At 72.4% G+C, this 24,153-nt stretch carries 18 protein-coding genes and 1 tRNA gene; 4 read left to right on the forward strand and 15 right to left on the reverse strand.

Features of this window, described 5'->3' with window-relative positions:
- Positions 1-70: 70 nt before the first annotated feature.
- On the reverse strand, positions 71-2,275 hold the full coding sequence (locus ABZ873_RS02610) for an MMPL family transporter (protein WP_360864131.1): 2,205 nt from the start codon (positions 2,273-2,275) through the stop codon (positions 71-73).
- 110 nt (positions 2,276-2,385) lie between these two features.
- Positions 2,386-2,976, reverse strand: a complete 591-nt coding sequence (locus ABZ873_RS02615) for a TetR/AcrR family transcriptional regulator (RefSeq protein WP_360864133.1) — start codon at positions 2,974-2,976, stop codon at positions 2,386-2,388.
- Positions 2,977-3,127: 151 nt separating this feature from the next.
- Here ABZ873_RS02615 and ABZ873_RS02620 point away from each other — a divergent pair, with 151 nt between their 5' ends.
- Positions 3,128-6,385: a S41 family peptidase gene (locus ABZ873_RS02620; RefSeq protein WP_360864135.1), complete on the forward strand. Its 3,258-nt coding sequence runs from the start codon at positions 3,128-3,130 to the stop codon at positions 6,383-6,385.
- Between the two features lie 59 nt (positions 6,386-6,444).
- On the opposite strand, the gene ABZ873_RS02625 is transcribed toward ABZ873_RS02620, so the two are convergent.
- The 3 genes from ABZ873_RS02625 to ABZ873_RS02635 are packed head-to-tail and all read right to left on the reverse strand — an operon-like array spanning position 6,445 to position 9,922.
- Positions 6,445-7,329: an SDR family oxidoreductase gene (locus tag ABZ873_RS02625; protein ID WP_360864137.1), complete on the reverse strand. Its 885-nt coding sequence runs from the start codon at positions 7,327-7,329 to the stop codon at positions 6,445-6,447.
- Positions 7,326-8,252: an alpha/beta hydrolase gene (locus ABZ873_RS02630; RefSeq protein WP_360864139.1), complete on the reverse strand. Its 927-nt coding sequence runs from the start codon at positions 8,250-8,252 to the stop codon at positions 7,326-7,328. The genes ABZ873_RS02625 and ABZ873_RS02630 overlap by 4 nt, the downstream gene beginning before the upstream one ends.
- Positions 8,249-9,922 carry an NAD(P)/FAD-dependent oxidoreductase gene (locus ABZ873_RS02635; protein WP_360864504.1) on the reverse strand — a complete coding sequence of 558 codons (1,674 nt, stop codon included), beginning with the start codon at positions 9,920-9,922 and terminating at the stop codon, positions 8,249-8,251. The genes ABZ873_RS02630 and ABZ873_RS02635 overlap by 4 nt, the downstream gene beginning before the upstream one ends.
- A gap of 196 nt (positions 9,923-10,118) precedes the next feature.
- Here ABZ873_RS02635 and ABZ873_RS02640 point away from each other — a divergent pair, with 196 nt between their 5' ends.
- The gene (locus tag ABZ873_RS02640) at positions 10,119-10,835 is read left to right on the forward strand and encodes a MerR family transcriptional regulator (RefSeq protein ID WP_360864506.1); all 717 of its coding nucleotides are present in this window, start codon (positions 10,119-10,121) and stop codon (positions 10,833-10,835) included.
- Here ABZ873_RS02640 and ABZ873_RS02645 read toward each other — a convergent pair.
- Positions 10,814-11,620, reverse strand: a complete 807-nt coding sequence (locus ABZ873_RS02645; RefSeq protein ID WP_360864141.1) for an exodeoxyribonuclease III — start codon at positions 11,618-11,620, stop codon at positions 10,814-10,816. The two genes, ABZ873_RS02640 and ABZ873_RS02645, sit on opposite strands and share 22 nt — an antisense overlap.
- 38 nt (positions 11,621-11,658) lie before the next feature.
- Between ABZ873_RS02645 and ABZ873_RS02650 the strand changes: the two genes are divergently transcribed.
- Together ABZ873_RS02650 and ABZ873_RS02655 are read left to right on the forward strand one after the other, a co-directional pair.
- Positions 11,659-12,147: a GNAT family N-acetyltransferase gene (locus ABZ873_RS02650; RefSeq protein ID WP_360864143.1), complete on the forward strand. Its 489-nt coding sequence runs from the start codon at positions 11,659-11,661 to the stop codon at positions 12,145-12,147.
- A gap of 511 nt (positions 12,148-12,658) precedes the next feature.
- Positions 12,659-13,654, forward strand: a complete 996-nt coding sequence (locus tag ABZ873_RS02655; RefSeq protein WP_360864145.1) for a LuxR C-terminal-related transcriptional regulator — start codon at positions 12,659-12,661, stop codon at positions 13,652-13,654.
- A 95-nt stretch (positions 13,655-13,749) separates the two neighbouring features.
- Here ABZ873_RS02655 and ABZ873_RS02660 read toward each other — a convergent pair whose 3' ends face one another.
- The 9 genes from ABZ873_RS02660 to moaC form a co-directional block, all read right to left on the reverse strand.
- Complete coding sequence (locus ABZ873_RS02660; protein ID WP_360864147.1) at positions 13,750-17,700, reverse strand: hypothetical protein; 3,951 nt, start codon at positions 17,698-17,700, stop codon at positions 13,750-13,752.
- 608 nt (positions 17,701-18,308) lie between these two features.
- Positions 18,309-18,791 (reverse strand): hypothetical protein, encoded by a 483-nt coding sequence (locus ABZ873_RS02665; RefSeq protein WP_360864149.1) that lies wholly within the window; start codon positions 18,789-18,791, stop codon positions 18,309-18,311.
- 29 nt (positions 18,792-18,820) lie between these two features.
- The gene (locus ABZ873_RS02670; RefSeq protein WP_360864151.1) at positions 18,821-20,266 is read right to left on the reverse strand and encodes a hypothetical protein; all 1,446 of its coding nucleotides are present in this window, start codon (positions 20,264-20,266) and stop codon (positions 18,821-18,823) included.
- Positions 20,267-20,278: 12 nt separating this feature from the next.
- The gene (locus tag ABZ873_RS02675; protein ID WP_360864153.1) at positions 20,279-20,752 is read right to left on the reverse strand and encodes a hypothetical protein; all 474 of its coding nucleotides are present in this window, start codon (positions 20,750-20,752) and stop codon (positions 20,279-20,281) included.
- Between the two features lie 269 nt (positions 20,753-21,021).
- Positions 21,022-21,095, reverse strand: a tRNA-Ala gene (locus ABZ873_RS02680).
- 85 nt (positions 21,096-21,180) lie between these two features.
- Positions 21,181-22,239, reverse strand: a complete 1,059-nt coding sequence (locus ABZ873_RS02685) for a hypothetical protein (protein ID WP_360864155.1) — start codon at positions 22,237-22,239, stop codon at positions 21,181-21,183.
- 213 nt (positions 22,240-22,452) lie between these two features.
- Positions 22,453-23,061: a GNAT family protein gene (locus tag ABZ873_RS02690; RefSeq protein WP_360864157.1), complete on the reverse strand. Its 609-nt coding sequence runs from the start codon at positions 23,059-23,061 to the stop codon at positions 22,453-22,455.
- Between the two features lie 17 nt (positions 23,062-23,078).
- Positions 23,079-23,636, reverse strand: coding sequence for a MogA/MoaB family molybdenum cofactor biosynthesis protein (locus ABZ873_RS02695; protein WP_360864508.1), 558 nt, complete (start codon positions 23,634-23,636; stop codon positions 23,079-23,081).
- 20 nt (positions 23,637-23,656) lie between these two features.
- Positions 23,657-24,136 carry a cyclic pyranopterin monophosphate synthase MoaC gene (gene moaC / locus ABZ873_RS02700; RefSeq protein WP_360864159.1) on the reverse strand — a complete coding sequence of 160 codons (480 nt, stop codon included), beginning with the start codon at positions 24,134-24,136 and terminating at the stop codon, positions 23,657-23,659.
- Between the last annotated feature and the right edge of the window lie 17 nt (positions 24,137-24,153).

The raw sequence follows: 24,153 nt of genomic DNA on the forward strand, positions 1-24,153 counted from the left end.
GCGAGCGGCCCGGCCCCGTCCCCCACTGATCGGGGGGACGGGGCCGGGCCGTTGAGCAGGGCGGACCGGATCAGGCGTCGACCAGCTCGCGGTCCTTGTCCGGGCCCTCGGCGGACCGGGAGGACTCGGCGGCGAGGTGCTTGCGCAGGCTCTCGCCCTCCACGTCCACGTTCGGCAGCAGCCGGTCCAGCCACTTCGGCAGCCACCAGGCGCGGTGGCCGAGCAGGGCGAGTACCGCCGGGACGATCGCCATGCGGACCACGAAGGCGTCGAAGAAGACCGCGACGGCCAGACCGAAGCCGATCATCTTGACCATCTGGTCGCTGGCCCCGATGAAGCCCGCGAACACCGCGATCATGATGACGGCGGCGGCCACGACCACCCGCGCGCTGTACTGGAAGCCGGTGACGACGGCCTGGCCCGGGCGCTCGCCGTGCACGTACGCCTCACGCATCCGGGTGACGAGGAAGACTTCGTAGTCCATGGCGAGACCGAAGACCACGCCCACCATGAAGATCGGCATCATCGACATGATCGGACCGGTCTGCTCCACCCCGAAGACCGAGCCCAGCCAGCCCCACTGGAAGACCGCGACGACCGCGCCGAGGGCGGCGACCACGGAGAGCAGGAAGCCGAGGGCCGCCTTGAGCGGGACCAGGACGGACCGGAAGACGAGCATCAGCAGCAGGAAGGCCAGGCCGACCACGAGCGCCAGGTAGGGCAGCAGCGCGTCGTTCATCTTCTGCGAGAAGTCGATGTTCATCGCGGTGGCGCCGGTGACGAGGACCTCGCTGCCGCTGCTGTCGCGGATCTCGTGGACCAGTTCCTCGGTCTGCGTGGAGGAGGGGCGGTCCTTCGGGACCACCGTGATCACGGCGGCGTCGCCGGCCTCGTTGGGGGTGGGCGGGACGACCGCGGCCACGCCCTCCATGCCCTTGATCCGCTCGGCGGTGGAGTCGGCGAGCGCCTTGTCCCCGTCGACGACCACCATCAGCGGGCCGTTGAAGCCGGGGCCGAAGCCGTCGGAGAGCAGGTCGTACGCCTGGCGCTGGGTGGTGGAGACCGGCTGGGCGCCGTCGTCCGGCAGGCCCATCTCCAGCTTGCTCGCCGGTACGGCGATCACGCCGAGGCCGATCACACCGGCCAGCAGCACCATGACCGGGCGGCGCAGTACGAAGCGGGCCCAGCGGGTGCCGCCGTTGGCCTTGGGCTCGGCGCCGGCCGGCTTGGCCCGGCCGAGCAGGCGGCTCTTCTCGCCCGCGGGCAGCACCTTCCTGCCCGCGAAGCCGAGGATGGCCGGGACGAGGGTCAGCGCGACGAGCACGGCGATGACCACGGTGCCCGCGGCGGCGAAGCCCATCTTGGTGAGCATCGGGATGTTGACGACGGCCAGGCCCACGAGGGCGATGACCACGGTCAGGCCGGCGAAGACCACCGCGGATCCGGCGGTTCCGGCGGCGCGGCCCGCGGCCTCGTCGCGCGCCCGGCCCTCGGCGAGCTCCACGCGGTAGCGGGAGACGATGAAGAGGGCGTAGTCGATGCCGACCGCGAGGCCGATCATCGTCGCGAGGGTGGCGGTGGTGGAGCCGAGGTCGAGGACGTTGGCGAGGGCGGTGATGGAGGAGACGCCGATGCCCACGCCGATGATCGCCGTCAGCAGCGGCAGCCCGGCCGCGACCAGCGAGCCGAAGGTGATGACCAGGACGATCGCGGCGACCAGGATGCCGATGATCTCGCCGGAGCCCGTCTCGGGCGCCGCCATCAGCGCGTCGCCGCCGATCTGGACGTTCAGGCCGGTGGCCTTGGCGGCGTCACCGGACTCCTTGAGCGCGTCGCGGGTGGCGTCCTTCAGCTCCATCCCGCTGACCTTGTACTTCACGCTGGCATAGGCGGTGGAGCCGTCCTGGCTCACGGCCTGGGACTCGTAGGGGTCGGCGACGCTGGAGATCTCCGCCGCGCCCGGCCCGCTCCGCAGACCGGCGACGAGCTTCTGCACCTCGGCCTTGGGGCCGGGGTCGGTGACCTTGGCGCCCTCGGGGGCCTTGATGACGATCCGTGCGGTGGCGCCGTCGGCGGCCATGCCGGGGAAGCGCTCGTCCAGCAGGTCGAAGGCCCGCTGCGCCTCCGTACCGGGTATCGAGAAGGAGCCGGAGGTGGGGGCGGCGGCCGTGGCCGCGCCGAATCCGGCGGCGAACAGCAGCGCCACCCAGAGGAGGGCGACGAGCCCGCGGCGCCTGAAGGCGCCCCGGCCGAGTCGGTAGAGGAAGGTGGCCACGTCGGTGGTTCTCCCGTTCAGTCGTGGGATGGATCCGGAGGATCAGGGCATGGAGAGCCGGCCCGACGACGAGAGCGGCGTGTCAGGAGCAGCGGAGGGGACGGGGAGGCTCAGACGCCGAGGGCGGGGAAGACCACGGCGTCGATGAAGTCACCGAGGAACGACCGGTCCACCGGACGGTCCTCGATCAGCGGGAGCGCGATGAACGCCCCGATGAGCAGGTGCGGTACGAAATCCAGGGCCGGGCACCCCGGGTCGATCTCGCCCCGGTCCACCGCGCGCCGCAGCATCACCTGCAGCCCGGTGATCTCCGGGTCGACGAGCAGTTCCCGGAGGGCCTTGTGGAGCTCCGGGCTCTCGTGGACGGCATGGGCCAGACCGCGTATGAGCGCGCTGTCCTTGGCCATCTGCGCGTCGTCCGAGCACTCCACCATGCGCGCGAAGTCCCCGCGCAGGCTGCCCGTGTCGATCTCCCGCAGCGTGACGGGCTGCGTGCACCGCAGGGCCTTGGCGACCAGCTCCGGCTTGCTCCCCCACTGGCGGTAGAGGGTGGCCTTGCTGGACTTCGTACGGGCGGCGACCGCGTCCATGGTCAGCGCCTCGTAGCCGACGTCACGCAGGAGGTCGAGGACCGCCTCGTGCAGTTCGGCCTGCCGTTCGGGGGTGATCCGGCTGCGCCGGGCCGTGATCGCCTCGGTCATGTCCGCGCCTCCGTCCGAACGAAACTGTTCCGCACACCGGAGACGATACCCCCATCCCTCAGCGAAACGAAACCGTTCCGTTTCGCTTGTGGAGTGCTTTGGATCACCTGTACGGGTTGCCGCGCCCCCTCCCCGCGGAAAGCATTGGGGGGTGAGTCACGACGTCGCGTACCTCCGGTTCCCGCACCTGCACGACGATCTGCTGTGCTTCGTCACCGAGGACGACCTCTGGGTCGCCCCGCTCGTACCCGAGGGCCGGGACCCCGGACGGGCCTGGCGCATCACCGTCGACCGGACCCGGGTCGGGCACCCGCGGTTCTCCCCCGCCGGCCGGCACATCGCCTTCACCACCTGGCGCAGCCTCGATCCCGAGATCCACCTGGCCCCCGTCGACGGCGGACCCGCCCGGCAGCTCAGCCACTGGGGCGCCACCGACACCCGCGTCTGCGGCTGGGACCCGGACGGCAACGTCCTGGCCGTCTCCTCGCACGGGCAGCCCTTCTCCTACTACTCCTGGGCCTACAAGCTCCCCACCGACGGCAGCCCCGGCGGCCGCCTGCCCTGGGGCCCCGTCTCCGACATCCAGGTCACCGAGACCGGCGGCGAGCACCGCACCCTGCTGCTCACCGGCAAGCCCCCGCACGAACCGGCCTCGTGGAAGCGCTACCGCGGCGGCGCCACCGGCCGCCTCTGGCTGCACGGCACCCAGCTCCTGGAGGACCTGGAGGGCCACCTCGAAGCACCGATGTCCGTCGGCGGCCGGATCGCCTTCCTCTCCGACCACGAGGGCATCGGCAACCTCTACTCCTGCCTGCCCGACGGCACCGGCCTGCGCCGCCACACCGACCACGACGAGTTCTACGCCCGCCACGCCTCCAGCGACGGCTCCCGCGTGGTCTACCAGTGCGCCGGGGACCTGTGGATCGTCGACGCCCTGACCCCCGACTCCGTCCCGCGCAAGCTCCGGGTGCGGCTGGGCGGGCCGCGCGCGGGCCGGCGTACGTACCAGGTCTCGGCCGCCCACCACGTCGACTCGCTGTCCGTGGACACCACCGGGCGGGCCAGCGCGGTCGTCGTGCGCGGCAGCCTCTACTGGCTGACCCACCGCGACGGCCCGGCCCGGACCATCGCCGACACCCCCGGGGTCCGGGTCCGGCTGCCGGAGATGCTGGGCACCGGCGGGCAGGTCGCCTACGTCACCGACGCCGAGGGCGAGGACGCCATCGAGATCGCCTACCTCCCGCGGGCCTCCGGGGAACGGGCCCCGCGCCGGCTGGGCTCGGGCCGGCTGGGCCGCGTCACGGAACTGCTCGCGGACCCCGACGGGGAACGGCTCGCGGTGGCCTCCCACGACGGGCGGCTGCTGCTCGTCGACGCCACGGAGGACTCCGACGGCGAGGTCACCGAGCTGACCGCCTCCCTCAACGGGCCCGTCACCGACCTGGCCTTCTCCCCCGACGGCACCTGGCTGACCTGGTCCCACCCGGGCATCGGGCGCTCCCTGCGGCAGATCAAGATGGCCCGCATCGCCGGACCGGGCGCGCGCACCATCGTGGACGTCACCAACGGCCGCTTCGAGGACGAGAACCCGGTCTTCACCCGGGACGGGCGCTACCTGGCCTTCCTCTCCTGGCGCGGCTTCGACCCCGTCTACGACGTGCACACCGGCGACCTGTCCTTCCCGCTGGGCTGCCGCCCGTACCTGGTGCCGCTGTCCTCCGCCACGAACTCCCCCTTCGCCCTCTCCGCCGAGGGCCGCCCGGCCGCGGGCGGACTGGACCCGGAGGAGGGGGACTCGGGCGACGGCACCGTGACCGTCGAGGTGGAGGGGCTGGAGAGCCGGGTCACGCCCTTCCCCGTCTCCGCCTCCAAGTACTCGGCGCTCCACCCCGTCAGCGGCGGCGGGCTGGTCTGGCTGCGCTGGCCGATCTCGGGCGCGCTCGGCGAGACCTTCGCCAACCCCAACGACCTCAGCGGCAAGCCCACCCTGGAGCACTTCGACCTCACCAAGGCCCGCAAGACCGAACTGGCCTCGGGCCTGGACTGGTTCGCGGTCAGCGGCGACGGCAGCCGGCTCGTCGTCAACGACGACGGCGAGCTGCGCGCGGTCCCCGCGACCGAGTCCGGCGACGGGGACTCCACCGTCTACCTGGACCTGCGGCGCATCCTGCACGAGGTGGATCCGGCGGCCGAGTGGCGGCAGGCGTTCGAGGAGGCGGGCCGGATCATCCGCGCCTACTTCTGGGAGCCCCACCTCTGCGGCATCGACTGGGACGGCGTCCTCGCCCAGTACCGCCCGCTGGTCGAACGGGTCGCCTCCCCCGACGAGTTCGCCGACCTGATGCGCGAGGTCCTGGGCGAACTGGGCACCTCGCACGCCTACGTCTCCCCCGCCCGCCGCAACGAGGGCCCGCCGCACTACCAGCGCGCGATCGGCCTGCTCGGCGCCAACCTGGTCCCCCGCGAGGAGGGCTGGGTGGTCAAGCGGATCCTGCCCGGCGAGTCCTCCGACTCCAAGGCCCGCTCCCCGCTGGCCGGCACGGGCATCCGGGAGGGCGCGGTGCTCACCCACGTCGACGGCCGCCCCGTGGACCGGGTCGCGGGCCCCTACCCGCTGCTCGCCGGGGCCGGCGGGACCACCGTGGAGCTGACCTTCCGGCCCGCCGAGGGCGACGGCCCCTCCCGCCGGGTCGCCGTGGTCCCGCTGATCGACGAGCGGCCGCTGCGCTACCAGGACTGGGTCTCCAAGCGCCGCGCGGTCGTCCACGAGACCAGCGGCGGCCGGTGCGGCTACCTGCACATCCCCGACATGGGCGGCTCGGGCTGGGCGCAGTTCAACCGCGACCTGCGCATGGAGATGTCCCGGCCCGCGCTCATCGTGGACGTACGCGGCAACGCCGGCGGGCACATCAGCGAGCTGGTGGTGGAGAAGCTGACCCGCTCCATCCTCGGCTGGGACCTCACCCGCAACGCCCAGCCGGTCTCCTACGCCTCCAACGCGCCCCGCGGCCCCATCGTCGCGCTGGCCGATGAGGCCACCTCCTCCGACGGCGACATGATCACCGCGGCCTTCAAACTGCTGGGCCTGGGCCCGGTGGTGGGCCAGCGCACCTGGGGCGGCGTGGTCGGCATGACCGGCCGGCACACCCTCGGCGACGGCACGGTGATCACGGTCCCGATGAACGCCGCCTGGTTCCCGGAGTACGGCTGGTCGGTGGAGAACCACGGCGTGGAACCGGACCTGCCGATCCTGCGGACCCCGCTGGACTGGGCGGAGGGCCGGCACGCGCAGCTGGTCGACGCCGTGGAGCTGGCGCTGGAACTGCTCGAACAGGATCCGGCCGCGGTCCCGCCCGGCTACACCGACGTACCGGACCGGCGCCGTCCGAAGCTGCCGCCGCGGGAGTGAGCGGGGGCGGGGCGCGCTCCGTGCCGCCGGGAGCGCGCCCCGCCGTACGCCCTCGCCGCTCAGCGGCTGTGGCTGCGCTCCCGCTCGTCGGCAGCCCCGCCGGCGCCGACGAGCCCGGTGGAGACCTCGCCCAGCCTCGGCTCGAACCGCCTCATCTCGCGCCGGCCGCCCGTGGCGATGACGGCGGGCAGGTAGCCGCGGATGCCCTGCATGCCGCGCAGCCACCACTGCGCGTACACGTGCGCCGAGCGCCGCTCGATACCCGCCACGATCCGGTCGACGGCCGGGCCGAGCGGGTAGGTGCGGTTCGCGGGCCAGGGCAGGCGCCCGCGCAGCTCCCGCATGACGTCGTTCTCGTCGGCGCCGCGCACCATGTCCGTATCGGTCCAGGAGAGGTAGCCGACACCGACCTTGACGCCCTTGTACCCGACCTCCGCGCGCAGGCAGTGCGCGAACGCCTCGACCCCCGACTTGGAGGCGCAGTACGCCGTCATCATCGGCGCCGGGGTGATCGCGGCGAGCGAGGCGATCTGGAGGAAGTAGCCCCGGCTCTCGGTCAGTACGGGCAGGAAGGCGCGGGCGGTGACGGCCCCGCCGATGAGGTTGACCTCGATGACCCGCCGCCAGGCGTCCGGGTCCGAGAGCTCGAAGGGCCCGCCGGAGGCCACGCCCGCGTTGGCGACGACGATGTCCACCTTCCCGAAGCGTTCCTTGACCTCCCCCGCCACCCGGGCCATCGCCTCGTGGTCGGTGACGTCCGCGTACCAGTGGTCGCTGTCGGTGTGCAGGCGCTCGGACACCTCCTTGAGGGCGTCCGGCTCCAGCCCCACGAGCGCGATGCGCGCGCCGCGGGCCGACAGTTTGCGGGCGAGCAGTTCGCCGACCCCGCGCGCCGCCCCGGTGACGACGGCGACCTGGCCTTCCAGACTCCTGGCAGCGCTCACGGTGTCTTCTCCTTCTCGGTGGTGTGGAGAGGGGCGCCGGCCAGCTCGCGCAGGGCCCGGGTGACGGCCTCGGGGGCCTCGACGGGGGTCATGTGGCCCACGCCGGTGAGTTCGGTGAGGCCCACGCACTGCGGCAGCGCCGCGGCCAGCGCGCGGGCGTGCGCGATCGGCGTGAGCCGGTCGGCGGTGCCGCCGATCACGGCGGTGGGCAGGGCCAGCCGCGCCACATCGGCGTCGAGGTCCAGCCCGGCCAGTACGTGCGACCAGGCGCGCCGGGTCCCCGTGGGGCAGGCGTGCACGATCCGGGCGCACGCCTCGACCCGGTCGGGGGCGGAACCGGGCGCCATGGTGGCGTACTTGAGCACCGCGCGCGCGGCCGGCGTGACCGGCCCGAGCGGGGCGCGCGAGCCGAGGACCGCGCCGGTGATCCGGGTCCGCACGCGCCCGGCGCGGCCGGGTATCACCGTGGCCAGTTCGACCAGCCGGGAGCTGCCGGTGCTGCACAGCAGCGCGGCCGCGGCGTGCGCGGTGAACTCGGGGCGGGCGGCCGCCGCCATGATCGTCATCCCGCCCATGGAGTGCCCGGCGACCACGGCCCGCTCGCCCGGGGCGAGGGCCGCGCCGAGCACCGCGACGAGGTCGTCGGCGAGGGCGGTGGTGCTGTGGGTCCGGGCGGCCGGGCTGCGGCCGTGGCCGCGCTGGTCGTAGAGGATCACCCGGTGATCGGCGGACAGGGCCCGCACCTGCGCGGCCCAGAAGGCGGTGGAGCAGGTCCAGCCGTGCGCCAGCACCACGGCCGGGGCGCCCTCCTCGCCGTGCACCTCGACGTGCAGGCGGGCCCCGTCGGCGGAGACGGCGACGAGTTCGCGGCGGGCGGCGGGCGGGGCCCAGGGGCCGGTGGTGACGTGCGTCAGCCGGCTCACGCGGCGCCCTCGGCGGAGGCGGGGACATCCGCCGGGGCCTTCGCCTCGGCGACGGCCTTCGCCCGGGGCGCCGGGGCGGGCTCCGGGGCGGGAGCCGCCACGGCGGGGACGGGGGCCGCCACGGCCGGGGCCGCCACCGCCACCGCGGCCGCGCGCTCGCGGTCCCGGCCGCGTACCACCTCGTACTCCGCCAGGTCCACGCTGCGCGTCTCGCGGCGGAACTCGCCGGTCGTGCCGGGCCAGACGGTGGTGTTGCGGCCCTGGGCGTCCAGGTACCAGCTGGTGCAGCCGCCGGTGTTCCACACCGTCCGCTCCATCCGCGCCTGCACCTGCCGGTTCCACCGGTTCACGGCGGAGGGCCGGGCGGCGAGGGCGGTGCGGCCGCCGAGCGTGCCGAGCTGGCGCAGGTAGTCCGCCATGTAGTTGAGCTGCGACTCGATCATCAGGATCATCGAGCTGTTCCCGAGGCCGGTGTTCGGGCCGATGATCGTCATCCAGTTGGGGAAGCCGGCCGCGGTGGCCCCGCGCAGGGCCTGCATACCGTCCTTCCAGGCGTCCGCGAGGGTCAGGCCGTCCGCGCCCACCACCCGGTCGGCGATCGGCATGTCCGTGACGTGGAAGCCGGTGCCGAAGATGATCGCGTCGACCTCGGTCTCGGTCCCGTCGGCGGCGACCAGCACCGAGCCGCGGATCTCCTTGAGCCCGGAGGCGACGAGGTCCACATCGGGCCGGGCCAGCGCCGGGTAGTACTCGCTGGACAGCAGGATCCGCTTGCAGCCGATCCGGTACGACGGCGTCAGCCTGGCCCGCAGCGCCGGGTCCTTGATCGAGCGGGCCATGTTCGCCTTGGCCAGGGACTCGATCAGCCCGAGCTGGTTCGGCCGCTTGGTGAAGGCGCTGACCTGGAGCTCCCGGATCCCCCAGAGCAGCCCGCGGCGGGCCGCCCGGGTGAAGGGCAGCTGGCGGTGGAGCCAGCGCTCGACGGCGGTGATGGCCCGGTCGGTACGGGGCATCACCCACGGCGGGGTCCGCTGGAAGAGGGTCAGCCGCTCCACCTCGGGGGCGATGGCGGGCACGATCTGGATGGCGGAGGCGCCGGTGCCGATCATCGCGACCCGCTTGCCGCGCAGGTCGTAGTCGTGGTCCCAGCGCGCCGAGTGGAAGACCTTCCCGGGGAATCCGGCGAGCCCGGGGATCTCGGGCATTTTGGGGTCGGAGAGCGGCCCGGTGGCCGAGACCACCACGTCGGCGGTGAGGGTGCCGGCGGAGGTCTCGATCTCCCAGTGCAGCGCGTCGGCGTCCCAGCGCATCAGCAGCACCTCGGTGTCCAGCCGGATGTGGCGGCGCAGCCCGAAGGTGTCGGCGACGTGCTCCAGATAGGCGCGGATGGCGGGCTGGCCGGAGAAGGTGCGGGGCCAGTCCGGGTTCGGCGCGAAGGAGAAGGAGTACAGGTGGGAGGGCACGTCGCAGGCGCAGCCGGGGTAGCTGTTGTCCCGCCAGGTCCCGCCGACGGAACCGGCCCGCTCCAGTACGACGAAGTCGGTGATGCCCTCGCGGCGCAGCCGTACGGCGGCGCCCAGCCCGCCGAAGCCGGACCCGATCACCGCCACCCGTACGTGCTCATTCCGTAGATGCTCACGCTGTCCGTGCTCGCGCCCCGTGCCGTCCATGCTGCCCATGCCCGCCGCCTTCCGCTCTTCCGCAGTCCCAGCCACACAATCCGCACCGCACACGCCATCGAAACACTGCCAGTAATCACTGGCACAATCGGGAGGGTAGAGCAGTCGCGTACTCATGGGTAGGGGGCGGACCCGGAAAGTTACCTCGGGTACGCCATAGGCTGCGTCCGTGGCGGAGGAAGAAGAGATGCAGGCGAAGACAGGGCGCGAGTACCGCACCGGGGAACTGGCCGAGGCGGCCGGCATACCGGTCCGCACCCTGCGCTTCTACCGGGAGCGCAAACTCCTCCCGCCGCCGCGCCGTGAGGGCCGTATCGCCTGGTACGACGAGCACCACCTGGCCCGGCTGCGCACCATCGCCGCCCTGCTCGAACGCGGCCACACCCTCGGCGGCATCGCGGAGCTGACCGCCGCCTTCGAGCACGGCCGGGACGTGGGCCAGCTGGGCGAGCTGCTGGGCATCGGCTGGTCGGAGGAGACCCCGGTCCGGCTCACCCCGGAGGAACTGGCGGACTACTTCGAGGGCGAGGTCACCCCGGAGAACCTGGCGGCCTCCCTGGACCTCGGCTACCTCGCGGTGGACGGCGACACGATCGTGCACGTCAGCCGCCGCCTGCTGGACGTCTCCTCGGCCCTGGTCCGCGAGGGCGTCCCGCTGGCGGAGGTCCTGGAGACGGGCCGCCGGGTCCGCGCGCACGCGGACGCGATGGCCCGCCTCTTCACGGACCTGATCGCCTCCCACATCTCCCCGGAGGCCCTGCCCCGGCTGCGCCCGCTGGCGAAGAGCGTGGTCGAGGCGGAACTGACGATGGCGATGGACCGCCTGCTGGCCGCGGGCGGGGGGCCGGAAGCGGAACAGCCTCAGGGGCGGCGGGAACAGCCTCAGAGGCGGACGGGCTCGTAGACCACGGTCACGGGGGCGTGGTCGGACCACCGCTCGGGGTGCGTCCCGGCCCGCTCCACCACCGCCTTGACGGCCCGCGCCGCCAGCCCCGGGGTCGCCACCTGGAGGTCGATGCGCCACCCGGCGTCGTTGTCGAAGGCGCGGCCCCGGTAGGACCACCAGGAGTACGGCCCCTCGGTGTCCGGGTGCAGCGCGCGCACCACGTCCACGTACCCCGCCTCGTCGTAGACCCGGCCGAGCCATTCCCGCTCCTCGGGCAGGAAGCCGGCGTTCTTGCGGTTGGTCCGCCAGTTCTTGAGGTCGGCCTCGCGGTGGCAGATGTTCCAGTCCCCGCAGACCACGACCTCGCGCCCGTCGGCGGCCGCCTTCTCCTTGAGGGCGGCCAGGTAGGGCAGGAACTCGGCCATGAACCGGTACTTCTCGTCCTGCTTCACCGTGCCCGCCTCGCCGGAGGGCAGATACAGGCTGGCCACGGTCACACCCGGCAGATCCACTTCCAGGTACCGCCCGGACGTGTCGAACTCCTCACTCCCGAAGCCGACCCGCACCCCCTCCGGCGCCCGCCGTGAGTACACCGCGACCCCGGCCCGCCCCTTGGCGGCGGCGGGCGCGAACACGGTGTGCCAGCCCTCGGGAGCCCGCACCTCCTCCGGCACCTGCGCCTCCTCGGCCCGCACTTCCTGCAGGCAGACCACATCGGCCTCGGTCCCGGCCAGCCAGGCCCCGAACCCCTTCTTGGCAGCGGCCCGGATGCCGTTCACATTCACGGAGGTCACAATCAGCATCCCCGCACCATAGCCGGACGGTTCCGTACGATGTCCGGATGTCTCATGGGATCGACCTCCGCACCGTGCCGTACGACCACCCTGACGCGGTCCGGCTCAGCGCCGAGGTGCAGCTCGAATACCAGCAGCGCTACCAGGGCGAGGGCGACGCCACCCCCCTGGACCCGGCCATGTTCGCCCCGCCGCAGGGCCTGTACATCGTGGCGTACGACACGGACGGCCTCCCGGTCGCCACGGGCGGCTGGCGCAGCCAGGACCAGAACGACGAGGGCTACTCGAACGGCGACGCGGAACTGAAGCGCATGTACGTCATCCCCCGCGCCCGCGGCCTGGGCCTGGCCCGCCGCATCCTGAGCCACCTGGAACACGACGCCCGCACGGCGGGCCGCCTCCGCATGTGCCTGGAAACCGGCGACCAACAACCGGAAGCAATAGCCCTCTACCTCTCCTCGGGCTACGCAATGTCCCCCAAATTCGGCCACTACCGCCACTACAACTCAAGCCGCTGCATGTCCAAGCCCCTGTAACCGGCCCTGGCCCATCCAGCCCCGCCGGCGTTTGAGGCGCGGGGCCCGGGGCGGAGCCCCGATCTTTCCCCACCCGGGCTTCCAGCCCCCGACCCCCTCCAGCCCGGCCAGCACATGAGGCGGGCGCAGGATCACCGGCGCACCCCCAATCCAGCCCCGCCGGCGATTGAGGCGCGGGGGTCCGGGGGCAGCGCCCCCGAAACCGGAGCCGGCCCGCAGCCGGGCAACACCCCGGGCCCAGCCATACCCGCACCCCCGTAACGGGTAGACCGACCCAGAACCAGCCCTACCAACGGGGAAGGGGGGCGACGCCCCCCGAAGCCCGGCCAGGGACCCCGGACACCGCCACCCCACCCGCACGGCGAGAGGAAGGGGGCCTCCCGCCACACACCGGCCCACGGCGGCCACACCACGAACCCCCGCGCCCTCCCATGCTCAACCCCCCACCCCCCACAAGCCACCACCCCCACCCAGGAGGTTCGTGCAATGCGAGATCCAGCAGGATGGACACATGTGCACGGGAACAGAGAAAACGAGCCCCACCCCCACCGGCCCGCCCCGTGAGAACGAGATCTGCCCCGACGGCCTCGCCTACTACGCCGCCGCCCTCCGCGGCCACATCCCCAGCCCCGCCACCACCCCCTGCCCACCCTGCCTCCTGGACCTCGGCCTCATCCGCCGCCTCCCCGACGGCACCCTCACCCCCCTCCCGCCCCACCTCGCCGCCGGCACCCACATGGACGGCCTCGAACGCGCCATCGCCGAAAAGCGCCACGCCCTCGACACCCTCCGCACGTCGATCTCCCGCGCCCAGGAGGTGTACCTCGACAGCACCGGCCGCGAGGACACCCTCGCCATCCGCACCCTCCACGGCCCCGCCACCATCGCCACCACCGTCTCGGCGGCCGTCCGCGCCTGCCGCACGGAACTCCTCACCGCCCAGCCCGGCGGCGGCCGCCCCCAGGCGGTCCTGGACGCCGCCCTCCCCGTGGACCTCGCCGCCCTCAACCGCGGCGTCCACCAGCGCACCGTCTACGAACACACCGTCCGCACCCACCCCCCGACCCTGGACTACGCCGCCCAGATCACCCGCGCCGGCGGCGAAGTCCGCACCCTGGACGAGGTGTTCGACCGCCTGATCATCTGCGACCGCAGAATCGCCTTCGTCCCCGACCCGGCCGCGGAACGCAGCGAGATCGCCCTCGTCATCGAACACCCCGGCGTCGTCCGCTACCTCGCCGGCTTCTTCGACCACGCCTGGCAGCGCGCCACCCCACTGCGGGACGTCTCGGGCGGCCGCCTGCCGGCCCCCCTGACCGACGACATCCGCCGCACGATCCTGCGCCACATGGTCAACGGCCACACCGACGAAGCCATCGCCGCCCGCCTCGGCATGAGCACCCGCAGCGTCGCCAACCACATGCGCTGGGCAGCCGACCTCTTCGGCAGCCGCAGCCGAGCCCAACTGGCCTACCTCATAGCCCGCAACAACTTCCTGGATCCCTGAACCCGTGAACCCCCAAAAAGCCACCCCCAACACAGAGCCGCGCCGCCCGGTTCCCCGGACGGCGCGGCCTCGTACGCGATCGATGGCGACCTGGATCAGCCGGTGAAGTAGCCGTTCAGATCAGCGATCACGTCGACGTTCCCGGCATTGTTGAAGAAGGTCACCCGACCGTCCACCACCGGAACCACCACCAGGTTGGAGACGGTCTGCCCGGCCGTGAAGTTGAGGTTCGACACATTCGGCCGCCCCGTACCGTGCGGGTGCACGATGAGGTGGCTCGACTGGTCCGGGTTGGTGACGGTGACGTTCAGGACCACCGCGGTCACCCCGGTCAGCGGGACGCCCTCCACCCCGGCCACGTCCAGGCTGACGAGCCCGCCCGTGCCCACCCGCCCAGGTCGCGCGCCGACACCCTCGCGGGTGTCCAGCAGCCGCACCGGGGCGCCGGCGGAGAACGTGGAGCCGGTGGCCGAGTAGTAGCCCGTCACATCGGCGATCAGGTCGACCGAACCGGAGTTGTTGCGCAGGTCGACCTTGCCGTTGACCACCGGCACGGTGACCAGGTTCGGCACGATCTGCCCCGGCGTGAAGTTGAGGTTCGACACCCCGGGGGCCGCTTGGCCGTTCGGATAGACCGTCACGTGCCCCGCTTCCGTCGGAGCGACAGCCGTCACATTCATCACGACCGCGCTCACCCCAGTCGCCGGAACCCCCTTCACACCCGCCACCTGCAACGTCACCACACCACCGGCACCGACCCGCGCCTTCGGCGCACCCGTGCCGTCCCGCGTGTCCAGGAACCGCGAAGGCGTGACCGGCGTCAGCGCCGACCCGGTACCGGCCTTGTCGGTGTAGTAGCCGGTGACATCGGCGATCAGGTCCACGGACCCCGCGTTGTTGCGCAGGTCCACCTTGCCGTTGACCACCGGCACGGTGACCAGGTTCGGCACGATCTGCCCCGGCGTGAAATTGAGGTTCGACACCGCGGGCCTGGGCTGTCCGTTCGGGTACACCATCACGTGCCCCGCCTCGGTCGGAGCCACGGCCGTCACATTCATCACGACCGCGCTCACCCCAGTCGCCGGAACCCCCTTCACACCCGCCACCTGCAACGTCACCACACCACCGGCACCGACCCGCGCCTTCGGCGCACCCGTGCCGTCCCGCGTGTCCAGGAACCGCGAGGGCGTGACCGGCACGAACCGGCTCTTCGCGGGGGTCGCGGCAGCCGTCACCCGGTACGCGTTGGGGAGATAGCCCCGCGAGGGGACTCCCGTCTCGTAGCCGACTCCGTCGAGCACGACGTCGTAGGCGCCGGGCGTCAGCGCGTTCGTGTCGACGAGCACGGTCAGAGCCGTCCCGTCGGCGTTCACCGAGACCGGCCGCATGACCGGCTGCTGGCTGACGCCGCTGCGCGACAGCTTCACCTTTGTGCCCAGGTGGAGCCCAGTGCCGCTGATGACGGCCCGCGTCCGGGTCCCGGCGGCGCCGGTCGCGGGGCTGATCCCCGTCGGCACGTCTGACGACCGCTCGGCGCAGCCGTTCCGGCAGACGCCCTGGATGCTGTACTCGACGGGCGTGGCCGCCCGGCCCGCGCTCAGCATCAGAGCCGCCTGCCCGGCCTCCTCGCGGCCGCCGACACTGCAACGGGCCGCGAATCCGCCCCACTCACCGCCGCACTGGTAGCCCAGGTACGCGTTGTCCCAGTGGGTGCGGCTCAGCAGGCGCATGTCGGGCTTCCAGAATCCTGTCGCGCTGTTGGTGCCGTTGACGTCGAACGCCTGGCCCGGCTTCACGTCGATCACCGCGCAGTACGCGGTCGAGGACTCGGTGAGCACCCCGCTCCGCACCGGGAAGCCGTCGACGGAGATCTTGTTGGCGGCGCACTCGGGCGCCCATGCCGACGCCGTGGCGACCTTCCAGGTGTCCAGGCTGCCGGGAATGGGCTTGTCCTTGTACCCGGAGGCCATCACGACCACGACGTACGAGGCCGAGCCGGTCGCCTGGCATGCGGCGCCCGTCTGCCGGCAGGCGACTTCGCCGTCGGCACGGACGGCCATGAGCGACGCCGACGGCCCGTAGCGGGGGTCCTCGGCGCTGCGCGAGCCGAACCAGAATCGGTCCGTGGCAGCGCCGGTGACCCGGACGCACCGCGCGTCCAGAGCCGAGGTCAGCTCGAAGGCCAGGGACCGGCCGCCGACCGCCGTCGAGGCGGGCGCGGCGCACGTCGCGGTCGCCGAGATGTCACGCCGGGCCAGCTTGTACGTCTCCGTGCCGTATCCGGTGAAGACCACCATGGCGGTGTACGGCACGCCGGGGGCCAGACGGCAGGTCGTCGTCTGGTCGCCGGACGTCGAACACGCCGCGACGCCCTGCGGATCGACGAGGGTCACCGACCCGTTCAGCCGGGCCTGGAGCTGGCTGTGGCCGACCACCTCCGCGGTGGCGTGCTTGTCCGCGGGCAGGCTCAGGCACTGCTGCCTGTTCTCGCCGGAGAGGGTGACCTCCGCACCCCAGCTGCCGTCGAAGCCGGTCTGCGGCCACGCCGCACAGCCGGCCTGCTCGCCGGTGCGGTGGATCACCAGGCCATAGGGCTTGGACTCCGTGCTGCTCAGGACGGCGCGGAAGGGCGCGGTGCCGGTCAGCTTGCAGACGGCGTGGTGTGCGCCGTCGTACCCGCACTGCTTCACACCGGCCGCGTCGTAGACCGCCACGTCGGCGCGGACGCCGTCCGACGGCGGCCGGTTGAGCAGGTGGACGCCGTTGCCCTTGGCGGTCGGCAGCGTTAGGCACAGGCGCTGCCCGAGCCCGCCGAAGGTGCCCGTCACGGGCCCGGCCACCAGACCGTTGTCGTGGGTCGAGGTGCACCCGCGGGTCTCCTTGGCGGAGAGGAACATCATGCCGAACGCACCGGCGTCGGTGTACTCCGGCCGCACCGCCCAGATGTGGTCCCCGGGCGTCAGGTCGCAGCCGCCCTGCGAACATCCGGCGACGATCTCCTTGCCGTCGGGGGTGAACAGCCCGCCGTACACGGCCGTACCGGTCGTCACCGGCCCGAAGGTGTATCCGGCGGCTTCCCGGGCCCGCAGCGTGCGGCAGCGCGCCGTGGAACTCAGGCCGGGGGACGTGCCGAAGATCTGCGGCTCCACGACCTCACAGCCCTCGGGCCTGTTCAGCCGCGCCAGGGTGAGGTCGTAGCTCTCGGCCTGCCCGCTGTACCGCTGGACCATCACCCGGAAGGGCGCGGTCCCGGTGAGTGCGCAGTCGAGCCCGCCCAAGGAACTGTCCCTCGATGTACAGACCTCCTTGCCGGAGCCGTCGTAGACGGTCAGGAGCACCCGGGACGAGGGGCTGTGCATCCGCAGCACGTCGTTCGCCGCGAGGTCCAGGCCGTAGCAGTCGCCCGCGGACCCCAGCTCCAGGGAGCCGCGGAACACGGTCGGGGCGCCGAGCCGGCGATCGGCCGCGCCGACCGCCTTGCAGGCCGTGGAGGAGAGCAGCGGCACGTACGAGACCGAGATCCCGTTCTCCTGGCCGCTGCCGTCCGTGACGTCCAGCCGGTAGGTCCCGGCCCTGCTCGTGGGGCAGCGCAGCACCCCGTACGACAGACCGGAGCCGAGGATGTTCTCGCAGGCCACGTCCGTGCCGTCGGGCGCCACCAGCTTGGTGCGGGACTGACCCTGGGTCGACAGGGTCTGGACCTGGAGCAGATCCTTCTGCTGCGGCAGCGTGATCCCGAAGGAAACCGTCGCGTACGGACCGACCGCGCAGCTGACCACGGCGTACGGCTGCACATCAGCCGGGCACGCACCGGCGGGGCGGCTCTGCGCCAGCGCCCGCACGGCGTCGTCATGACCCCCCTTCGGATCCGCGGCCCCCGCGACGCGCGGCCCGGCCGTCGCCCCCGTACCGGCACTCGCCCGCACCTCACCCGCGCCGCTCCCGGGCGCCGCGACCGCGACCGGTCCCTGCCCCAGCGCCGAAGCCAGCACCGCGAACAGCACAGCCCCGGAGGCGAACACCCCGCGTCTCTTGCGCACTCGCACGCCGAACGCCATCAAACTCACGAACCCCCCATTTCAGACAGCCCGAACCCCACGACGATCAAACAAACTCCCGGTTCAGGAGCGCCCAGCGTGACGCACACCCCCACCACCCCCACAAGGACCCCACACCCATGCCCCAAATACACCGCAATGCCCCGCTTGGCGCCCCGGCTTGGTCACCGCCAGGAGGCGAGCAGTGCGGTGCCAACCCGACTCGCCCAGCGATCGACAACGCCCGGACGGAACAAGCCCAGCCCGACAACAAGAACACCCCACGACCGAGGACCCACCCATGACCAGCGGACCATAGGGCTGCGCCGCCGCCCCCATCACCGGAGCAGCCACACCGCCCTCGGAACCGCCCTCCTCGCAGCGGCCTTGCGCTCGTGCGACGCCGGCATCAACCCCCCAGCGAACGGCCTCGCCCTCACCCTGTACGGAGCCGTCCTGGCCGTCGCGGCCACGACATGGTGGGTCGCACTCCTCACCTACGCGGCCACCCTCCTGACCGCCACCACCGGCACCGCAGCCCTGCTGTGGACCTTCGTAGCCCTACTTGCACCACCAGCACCAGCCGAAGCCCCACCCAGGCTGCCCAGCCCGCCCGCTCAGTCGGCGGCGATGAGATAGACGCGACTCGTGCGGTCGTCGATCCGGGCCACCGCGACCTTCAGCCAGTCGAGTTCGTCCGCGCACGGCGCACACACCTGCCCCTCGCGCACCCCCGCCAGCAGATCAGGTTCCGGCAGCCCGAGGTGCGAGAACGGCGTCGACGGGTTCGTATGGTGCGCCAGCGGCTGCTCCCGCAGCCTGAGCGGCTGCTCCGGCTTGAGCCACGCCACGAACTGGTCCACCTCGGCCGTGGGCAGGGCGAACGCCATGATCAGGCCGTCGTCCTGCAACCCCTCCATGCGCGCCGCCTTCGCCTCGCTCGCCGCGGCAGGCACCTCCACGTGCAAGGTCTCGGCCACCGACTCGACGGTGACTCCCTCCGCCCAGTGCGACACCTGCCCCGATGACCGCTCCGCCGCCCGCGAGCCGTCCCCCGTCACCCCCGAGCACCCGGCCACCACCCCCACGAGAACAACCACCCCACCCACCACCACCGGACGCCACCCACTCACCGCGCATCCCCGTTCCGGCCGATGTCCGTCCGTGTTCCGTCCCGTCCCGGTTCCTTCGGATCGGGCCACGCGGCACCCGGACTCATGTCGTGCCGCAGCACCGAACTGCTCCCCCGCATGTCGAATTCCCTGGCTTGTCCCGTCGTGTGCATCCGGGCCATGTCGGCGTCGGTCACCGTGGTCGGGCCGATGGGCGTGGCCTTCCCCGGGTCCCAGTTGTACCGGTCCCACACATTGACCTGATAGTCGATGCTGACCTGCGGTTTGCCGTCCGGGCCCGGCACCGCCGTCACTACGCCTGTGGCGTTGGTCATGGCGCTGCCCACGGCCAAGTACCAATTCGCCGTGCCGTCCGGCCCCTTGTCGTGGGTGTAGCCCTGCCCCGCGGTCTCCACGGGGATGGCGACCGGCTTGCCGCCCGACTGTGTGAAGGCGTCCAGCGCCTGGCGGCGCCATTCCTCTTCCTGCCTGGCGCGCGTCGCCACCGACACGTCACGCAGGACCGTGTCGTCCTCGTCGCTCAGCATCCTGTCGACATCGAGGTCGAGAGCCTTGCCGGTCCCGTTCAGATAGTGGTCCATATGCCGGGCCGCATCCGTCTTGCCGATGAAGTCACCACTGTTCGAGATCCCGTTGGCCTGGAACTCCTTCCAGTAGTCCCCGAAGCCCGGTGAATCGACGTCGTACGGTCCGGCCCCGTCGTCAGCGGCCACCCGCTTGACCGATGGGGTCAACAGGCCCGCTGCCAAAAGCTCATCCTTCTGCTGGGTCCACAGCTGCGCCCGGGCCTCGGGGCTCAGGGACTGCCACAGCCGCCGCAGCTCGGCCCGCTGCTTGTCGTCGGCGTCTTCCCCCAGACGGGCGAGTTTCAGGGCGCGGGGCAGCATGTCCTGGTCGAGCGACGTGTACGAGGCATGACCGGCATCGGTCGGATCACCACCGTGGCTTGCGCGCAGCGCCCGTACTGTGGCTGCGTCCACCTCGGTGGCGTGGCTCACGATCCCGGTCAGCGTGTCGGCGTACCACTGCATCATGTCGCGTTTTCTCTGCCCGGGCCCGTCCACTTCGCACATGAGAGCGTCCGCGATCACGACGCTTCCGTCCTTGCCTCCGGAGACGGTGAAGCCGGCTTCCCTGGCGTCGGCGGTCACGCTCCTCGCCTGCTCCTGGATGCGCTTGAGCTCGCTGTGTGCGTCGTCAAGGACACTGAAAATGCCCGTTGCCTCCTTGTGGAGGTCCTCGAACTCCTTCACCGCCTTGCCGACGAAGTCCCGGGTCACACCCGCGTTGACGCCCTCCCAGCGGGCCTTGTCCGCCGTCGCCTTCATACCGTCGCGGGCCTCACCGCCGAGTCGCTGCGTCTCCTCGGCCACGCGCTTCCAGTCGGCTACCGCCGTCGCCAGTTTGCCGAGGTCGGCTTCGATGAGTTCGGTGTAGTTCATGACGTGCTTTCCCTACGTGAAGTACTCGGCGATGCGGGAGACGGGCACAGCCGAGCCATCCCGGTTGCGGAGGGACGCGGCGATCGCGGCGTCGTCCGCGGCGTGTGCCTTCTTCGAGTAGTCCAGGTGATTCGAGATATGCGCACATGCCTGGAGGACGCTCTTGACCTGCGAGGTCCATACGGACACCGTCGTCTGCAGCTCATCACCCAGGGCGAAGCCGCTGCGTTTCAAGGCTGCTGCCGCCTGCATCGTGGAGCCGGCCCCCTCTTTGTCGGCACCGGCGCCGGCGATGTCGGCCCCCTGCTGCAATCGGCTGTGCAGGATGAATGCCTCATGGCCGACAGCGCCGAGGTCGTCCTGGTACACGACAAGGTCGGCCTGTCCGCTGCCCCCTGGGCCGCCCGGGAGTTGGTCGAGTCGCATCGTGGCCTGCCGTTGGGCGGTCACGTCCGCCTTCGCGCTGTCCCATTCATCCCATGCCATCAGGCCATTGGACCATGTCCCTGTGACAGACCGATCGGCATACAGCGAAAGGCGGTTGGGCGCCGGGCCCCTGCTGACACGAGGCTCTCGGCTCGCCCACACCCGCGGACCCCACCGCTCCGAGCCCGAACAGGGACCGCCGCTCCCGAAGCGGCCACCGCCAATACCCGGCTTTCCCGGCAGCCCCCTAAACGCCAAGATCCCGCCCCACCTTTCGGCGGAGCGGGATTTTGTGACGTTCGCGAGAGCTACTCGCGGACTGTCGTCTGTGGACCTGTGGGGATTTGAACCCCAGACCCCCTCGATGCGAACGAGGTGCGCTACCAGACTGCGCCACAGGCCCTTGCGACGTGTGAAACATTAGCATCCCCGCGCTGGTGCTCCAAAACGCGTATCCCGGAGGGTCCGCGCAGGTCACCGATCCCCGGTCACTCGTTCGCGGCGCGCGGGCGGTCCTCGGCCTCGTACTGGTCGAACAGCGGGGTGCGGCCGCGGCCCTGGCCGCGGGGGCGGGGCGGGGTCTGGGGGCGCTGGTCCTCCGCGGGCGCGGCCGGGGCCGGGACCGCGGGGGGTGCCGGCTGGGCGCGGAGGCGGGGTTCCGTGGGCTCCGCGGTGCTGGAGCGGGTCGCGCTCCAGCCGTCCGGGGAGACCGGGCCCGTGGCGCGGGGGGCGACCGGGGCCGTCACGTACGTCGGCAGCGGGACCGGGACCGGCTCCCAGCTGTCACCGCGGGCGGGGCCGCGTTCGCGCTCGCGCTGCTGGTCCACCCACTCCGCGTGGTCGGTCTGCTCGACCAGCGCGCGGCGCCCGGCCTCCTGCGGGGAGACCGGTGGAGAAGGGTCCGGTTCGCTCTCACCCGCCGCACCCTCCTCGGAGTGGCGCCGGCGCGGGCGGTCCTCGCGCAGCTGCCGCGCGGCCGCCTCGGCGCGCCGCCGGTCCATGGTGAACTCGTAGCGCCGCCGTTCCTGGACCCGCAGGTGCCCGATGTACGCGCTCAGCAGCAGGGCGGGCACGGCCGGGGCCCACAGGTAGCGCAGGCCGCCCACCGCGGCCACCACGGCGCCCGCGGTGAAGACGAGGAAGAGGAGCGCGGTGGTGCGCCTGCGGCGCGCGAGGACGCGCAGGCGCTTCTCGCGCCGGGCCCGCTCCGCCCGCTGCTCCCGTTCGGCGACGGCCGCGCGCGGCTCCGCCCTGGTCGGGGGCACGCCGAAGGCCCGGGCGTCGGCTTCGACGGAATTCACCGTTTCCGTCGCGACGTCCGGGTCCGCGTGGGGCTGGGGCTCCGCTTCCTCGGTACCGCGCTCACGCAGCCCCTTGGCGTAACGGCGCTCCATTCCCGCCCGGCCGGAAAGCAGCCGAATGGCAGTGGAGAAGCGTTCCGTCGGACGGGCTTCGTTCAGCTCGTCCTGCCTCCGGAGCCACATGGGCACCAAGTAGGCGGCCCAGGCCCCGACAATGACTGCGTAGATGAGGCCGCTGCTGCTCACACCTCACACCGTAGAGGGACGCGGCCGAGGGGATCGGCCAATTGGGCCGGTGTGTCGCGCGATCTCGCTGATATCACGGACTTTTTTTGTGATTCTTCGGATCAGATTATGGGCGAATCGGTTCACCGCGATCGATAATTCGAACAGATATTCGCTTATTCGGTCGGAAGAGGAACCGAAGCCCGGCCGCCCCCGGCCGCCCCCGGCCGCCGCCTATTTCGGCGACGACCCCGCCTGCCGCGCCCGGTGCCACCGGTTCAGCAGCCCCTCCGGGACCTCCTCCGCCGTCACCGCGTAGACGAGGTGGTCGCGCCAGGCGCCGTCGATGTGCAGATAGCGCGGCCGCAGCCCCTCCTCCCGCAGGCCCAGCTTCTCCACCACCCGCCGGCTCGGCCCGTTCTCCGGCCGGATGCACACCTCGATGCGGTGCAGGCCCACCTTCCCGAAGCAGTGGTCCACCGCCAGGGCCACCGCCGTCGGCATCACGCCGCGGCCCGCCACCTCGCGGTCCACCCAGTAGCCCACATGGGCGGCGCACATCGAGCCCCAGGTGATCCCGGCGACCGTCAGCTGGCCCACCAGCCGCCCCTGGTACTCGATGACGAAGGGCAGCATCCGGCCCGCGTTCGCCTCGGCCCGCAGGTGGCGGACCATCTGCCGGTACGTCGGCCGCTGGACCACCGGCCCCCACGGCGCGGGCGGCGGGATGGTGGCCTCCCACGGCCGGAGCCAGTCGCGGTTGCGGCGGTTGACCTCGCGCCAAGCCTTCTGGTCGCGGAGCTTTATCGGCCGGAGCGAGATCTCGCCGTCCGTCAGGACCACCGGCCAGGTGGGGCCGTTCAGCTGGGGCTCCCGGGGGCCTGCGCCGGCCGGGGATGGTCGCCGCCGCGGAGCTGGTCCACCGCGTGCGGCAGGATCCGGGACAGTACGGCCAGGCCGTCGCGCACCCCGCCCGTGGAGCCCGGCAGGTTCACGACGAGGGTGCTCCCGGCGACGCCCGCCAGCCCCCGGGAGAGGGCCGCGGTCGGCACCTTCGCCAGGCCCTCCGCGCGGATCGCCTGCGGGATGCCCGGGATCTCGTAGTCCAGTACGCGGGCGGTGGCGTCCGGGGTGCGGTCGGTGGGCGAGATGCCCGTGCCGCCGGTGGTCAGGATGACGTCGTACGCGGCGGCCACGCCCTCGCGCAGCGCCTCCTCGACCGGATCGCCGTCCGGGACCACGCGCGGGCCGTCCACCGTGAAGCCGAGCCGTTCCAGGGCCTCCGCGAGCAGCGGGCCGCCCTTGTCGGCGTACACGCCCTGCGAGGCCCTGTTCGAGGCGGTGACGACCAGCGCCCGCCCGGCGGAACCGGGGGCGGCCGGAGGCGCCGCGTCCTCCGCCGCCCGGTGGCCGCGCACCTCGCCGCCCCGCGGGGCGTTCACGAGCGGGCCCAGTCGCCGGACTTGCCGCCGGTCTTCTCCTCCACCCGGACGTCCGTGATGACGGCGCCCTTGTCGACGGCCTTCACCATGTCGATCACGGTGAGCCCGGCCACCGCCACGGCGGTCAGCGCCTCCATCTCGACGCCCGTCCGGTCCGTCGTCCTGACCGTCGCCAGGATCTCCACCGCGTCGTCGGCGACCGACAGGTCGACCTTCACGCCCGAGACCGCCAGCGGGTGGCACAGCGGGATCAGCTCGGGGGTCTTCTTCGCCCCCATGATCCCGGCGATCCGCGCGGTGGCGAGGGCGTCGCCCTTGGGTACGCCCTCGCCGCGCAGCAGCTCGATCACCCGGGGGGCGACGAGTACGCGCCCGCTCGCCCGCGCCGTGCGGGTGGTGACGTCCTTCGCGGAGACGTCGACCATCCGGGCCGCTCCGGCCTCGTCGATGTGGGTGAGCCTGCTCTCGGTACTCATTGCTGCGCCGCTCCGCT

Source organism: Streptomyces sp. NPDC047014 (assembly GCF_040644195.1).
Lineage (GTDB): Bacteria > Actinomycetota > Actinomycetes > Streptomycetales > Streptomycetaceae > Streptomyces.

Excerpts from the sequence above, each read along its gene's own strand:
- ABZ873_RS02670 (WP_360864151.1), bottom strand. The coding sequence starts at position 20,266 with ATGAACTACACCGAACTCATCGAAGCCGACCTCGGCAAACTGGCGACG.
- ABZ873_RS02675 (WP_360864153.1), bottom strand. The coding sequence starts at position 20,752 with ATGGCATGGGATGAATGGGACAGCGCGAAGGCGGACGTGACCGCCCAA.
- ABZ873_RS02615 (WP_360864133.1), bottom strand. The coding sequence starts at position 2,976 with ATGACCGAGGCGATCACGGCCCGGCGCAGCCGGATCACCCCCGAACGG.
- moaC (WP_360864159.1), bottom strand. The coding sequence starts at position 24,136 with ATGAGTACCGAGAGCAGGCTCACCCACATCGACGAGGCCGGAGCGGCC.
- ABZ873_RS02650 (WP_360864143.1), top strand. The coding sequence starts at position 11,659 with ATGTCTCATGGGATCGACCTCCGCACCGTGCCGTACGACCACCCTGAC.
- ABZ873_RS02645 (WP_360864141.1), bottom strand. The coding sequence starts at position 11,620 with ATGCTGATTGTGACCTCCGTGAATGTGAACGGCATCCGGGCCGCTGCC.
- ABZ873_RS02635 (WP_360864504.1), bottom strand. The coding sequence starts at position 9,922 with ATGGACGGCACGGGGCGCGAGCACGGACAGCGTGAGCATCTACGGAAT.
- ABZ873_RS02640 (WP_360864506.1), top strand. The coding sequence starts at position 10,119 with ATGCAGGCGAAGACAGGGCGCGAGTACCGCACCGGGGAACTGGCCGAG.
- ABZ873_RS02655 (WP_360864145.1), top strand. The coding sequence starts at position 12,659 with ATGTGCACGGGAACAGAGAAAACGAGCCCCACCCCCACCGGCCCGCCC.